This is a genomic window from Xanthomonas sp. SHU 166 (genome assembly GCF_000364685.1).
In the GTDB taxonomy this organism is placed as follows: Bacteria; Pseudomonadota; Gammaproteobacteria; order Xanthomonadales; family Xanthomonadaceae; genus Xanthomonas_A; species Xanthomonas_A sontii.
Map to the genome: position 1 here is coordinate 1 of NZ_AQOJ01000049.1, position 2,908 is coordinate 2,908.

The window sequence follows — 2,908 nt, forward strand, 5'->3', positions numbered from 1 at the left end:
CGGCGACGGCCTGACCCGCCAGGCCATCGTCGCCCAGCGCGTGCAGGCCGCGCGCGGCGGCAACCTGGCCGCCGAAGCGGCGCTGCTGGCGCTGGGCCAGCCGTTGCATGCCGGCGCCGAGTACAAGCGCGATCTGGTCGCGCGGGTGCGCGCCTCCGGCGATCCCGATGCCTACGTGGCGCTGTCGCCGGCGATGGGCCTGGCCGCCAGCGGCGACGACAGCCTGGACGGGCGCGTGGCCGGCACCCAGTTTTCCGAATTGGCCTGGCAGTTGGCCGCCTGCAGGCTGGGATTGGATTGCGGCCCGGACAGCGAACTGATGACCCGCTATTGCGCCAACGGTGGGATCTGCTCGCGCGACCCCACGCAGGACTTCAGCAGTTTTGTTTACGACGCCGCGGTGCCGCGGCAAGGCACGGACACGATGAATGACATGGTCAATCGACTGGTGGACAGCAAGGGAGCAGGCTCATGAATTACCGGCGATGGCTGCACGGCGCCAAATTCTGGTTCTGGGTCCTGGCTTTCGTCGCCTACTCGGCGGCGGCGGCGGGCCTGTTGCTGATCGACACCGCCGAGCAGCGCTACCGCGGCCTGTCCAAGGTCGAACTGACCACCGCGCACGCCGCGCCGGACGTGCGCCGCGCCGGCGCCGCGCAGGTGGCGGCGATCTACCGCGCCAACAGCGGCATGCCCTTCTCCACCCTGGCCCCGGGCAGCACCTTCCAGATCGTCTGGCCGGACGGCTCCACCGAGACGGTGATGATCGTCAGCCCGACCTCGAGCCTGGGCGTGGAGCCGGTGGCGGGGACGCAGCAGGGGAAGTAGCCGGGAGTGGGGAACCGGGAATGGGGAATCGCAAGAGCGGGTTCCCGGCCCCCTCATTGCACTGCGCGGTGGTTGTCGCAACGATGTCGGCGACGGGCGCCGACGCGCTACGTCGAAGCCATTCGCTCCCGGGACCTATTCGTTCCGTCCCGATCCTGCGGCGAGGTCGCGGCCTTCACCGCCGAAAATCGGGAGCCGGCACTGCCGATTCCCGATTCCCGTTTCCCCATTCCCGGCTGTCAAACCAAGGCAATCGACTTGTTCTTGCGCTCGGCCAGGCGCTTTTCCAGGTAGTGGATGTTCTGGCCGCCGGCCTGGAAGCCCTTGTCGCGCATGATCCGCTGCTGCAGCGGGATGTTGGTCTTGATGCCGTCCACCACCATCTCGCTCAGCGCCACGCGCATGCGCGCGATCGCGGTCTCGCGGTCGGGGCCGTGCACGATCAGCTTGCCGATCATCGAGTCGTAGTTCGGCGGCACTTTGTAGCCGCTGTAGATGTGCGTGTCCACGCGCACGCCGGGGCCGCCGGGCGGGTGGAAGCCGGTGATCAGGCCCGGATTGGGCATGAAGGTTTCCGGGTCCTCGGCGTTGATGCGGCACTCGATCGCATGGCCGCGCAGGACGATGTCCTTCTGCTTGATGCTGAGCTTGTGCCCGGCGGCGATGCGCAGCTGCTCGCACACCAGGTCGATGCCGGTGATGCGCTCGGTGACCGGGTGCTCCACCTGGATGCGCGTGTTCATTTCGATGAAGTAGAAGCGCCCGTTCTCGAACAGGAACTCGAAGGTGCCGGCGCCGCGGTAGCCGATGCGGATGCAGGCGTCCACGCAGACCTTGCCGATCTCGTTGCGCAGTTCCTCGGTGATGCCCGGCGCCGGCGCTTCCTCCACCACCTTCTGGTGGCGGCGCTGCATCGAGCAGTCGCGCTCGCCCAGGTGGATGGCGCCGCCCTGGCCGTCGGCCAGCACCTGGATCTCCACGTGGCGCGGATTCTCCAGGAACTTCTCCATGTACACCTGGTCGTTGCTGAAGGCGGCCTTGGCCTCGGACTTGGTGGTTTCGATGGCGGCCTTCAGCGCGGCCTCCGAATGCACCACGCGCATGCCGCGGCCGCCGCCGCCGCCGGCGGCCTTGATGATCACCGGGTAGCCGATCTCGCGGGCGATCTTGGTGTTGGCGACGATGTCCTCGCCCAGCGGGCCGCCGGAGCCGGGCACGCACGGCACGCCGGCGGCCTTCATCGCGCGGATCGCCTCGACCTTGTCGCCCATCAGGCGGATGGTGTCCGCCTTGGGCCCGATGAAGATGAAGCCGGATTGCTCCACGCGCTCGGCGAAGTCGGCGTTCTCCGACAGGAAGCCGTAGCCGGGGTGGATGGCCTGGGCATCGGTGACCTCGGCCGCGGCGATCAGCGCCGGGATGTTGAGGTAGCTCTCCGACGAAGGCGCCGGGCCGATGCACACCGACTCGTCGGCCATGGCCACGTGCTTGAGGTTGCGGTCCACGGTGGAATGCACCGCGACCGTGCGGATGCCGAGCGTATGGCACGCGCGCAGGATGCGCAGCGCGATTTCGCCGCGATTGGCGATGACGACTTTATCGAGCATGGGAAGGGATTCCGAACGCGGGAGGTGTTCGGGACCCGGGACCCCGGGACCGGGGACCCGGAAGAGCAGGAGCCAAAGCCGAATCCGGCGCTCTTGCTGTTCCGGGTCCCCGGTCCCGGGTCCCGGGTCCCGGCTTCTTCAGCCGATGACAAACAAGGGCTGGTCAAACTCCACCGGCTGGCCGCTTTCGCCCAGGATCGCGACGATGGTGCCGGAGACGTCGGCTTCGATCGGGTTGAACATCTTCATCGCCTCGATGATCGCCAGGGTCTCGCCGGCCTTGACCGCCTGGCCGACGCTGACGAAGGCCGGCTTGTCCGGGGCCGGCGAGGTGTAGAAGGTGCCGACCATCGGCGCGCGCAGCACGTGGCCCTCGGGCAGGGCGTTGCCGGGCTTGGCGCTGCCGCCGGTGGAGGCCTCGGTGGGCGAGCTCATCGGCATCGGCGCGGCGGCGGCCGGCGCGGCCGCGGGGG

3 protein-coding genes and 1 pseudogene are annotated in these 2,908 nt (G+C 68.7%); 2 read left to right on the forward strand and 2 right to left on the reverse strand.

Features of this window, described 5'->3' with window-relative positions; all coding sequences use genetic code 11:
• Together D180_RS02245 and D180_RS02250 are read left to right on the forward strand one after the other, a co-directional pair.
• Positions 1-475 (forward strand): annotated as a pseudogene (locus tag D180_RS02245) (hypothetical protein); the annotation flags it as partial.
• Complete coding sequence (locus D180_RS02250; protein WP_017911500.1) at positions 472-828, forward strand: hypothetical protein; 357 nt, start codon at positions 472-474, stop codon at positions 826-828. The pseudogene D180_RS02245 and the gene D180_RS02250, both read left to right, overlap by 4 nt.
• Positions 829-1,067: 239 nt before the next feature.
• On the opposite strand, the gene accC is transcribed toward D180_RS02250, so the two are convergent.
• Positions 1,068-2,435: an acetyl-CoA carboxylase biotin carboxylase subunit gene (accC, locus tag D180_RS02255; protein ID WP_017911501.1), complete on the reverse strand. Its 1,368-nt coding sequence runs from the start codon at positions 2,433-2,435 to the stop codon at positions 1,068-1,070.
• A gap of 138 nt (positions 2,436-2,573) precedes the next feature.
• The coding region (accB, locus tag D180_RS02260; RefSeq protein WP_017911502.1) for an acetyl-CoA carboxylase biotin carboxyl carrier protein at positions 2,574-2,908 on the reverse strand (335 nt) is incomplete at its 5' end.

Excerpts from the sequence above, each read along its gene's own strand:
- D180_RS02250 (WP_017911500.1), top strand. The coding sequence starts at position 472 with ATGAATTACCGGCGATGGCTGCACGGCGCCAAATTCTGGTTCTGGGTC.
- accC (WP_017911501.1), bottom strand. The coding sequence starts at position 2,435 with ATGCTCGATAAAGTCGTCATCGCCAATCGCGGCGAAATCGCGCTGCGC.